Genomic DNA, 411 nt, shown 5'->3' with positions numbered 1-411 from the left:
GCCGGCGAGGAGGGCCTCGACTCCGAGCACGAAGCGGCCGTCGCCCAGCTCGACGACCTGGCCGAGCGACTCGACAAGCTGCGCGAGGAGGCCCAGCAGGCCGATCGCGACAAGGCCGGACTGACCGCGCGCAAGGAAGCCCTCGAGCTCGGCCTCGCCCGCAAGGACGGCGCCGGCGCACTGCTCGCGGCCAGCGACACCGTTTCCGGACTGCTCGGCTCCGTGGCCGCCCTGATCAACGTCCGCTCCGGCTACGAAGCTGCCGTGGCGACCGCGCTGGGTGCTGCCGCGGACGCCGTCGCGGTCACCGACGCCGACACGGCGCTCGCCGCGATCGACCACCTCAAGGCCGACGACCTCGGCCGGGCCGGGCTGTTGCTCGGCGGAGGAGAGGCCGAGGACCTCGGCCAG

At 74.5% G+C, this 411-nt stretch carries 1 pseudogene; it reads left to right on the top strand.

Features of this window, described 5'->3' with window-relative positions:
* A pseudogene (locus tag ACOADB_RS03675) lies at positions 1-411 on the top strand (chromosome segregation protein SMC); the annotation flags it as partial.

The sequence above is a fragment of the Nocardioides sp. CPCC 206348 genome (assembly GCF_048654705.1).
Taxonomy (GTDB): domain Bacteria; phylum Actinomycetota; class Actinomycetes; order Propionibacteriales; family Nocardioidaceae; genus Nocardioides.
Note: the sequence above shows the minus strand (reverse complement) of the source record. Positions and strands in the feature narration are given on the sequence as shown.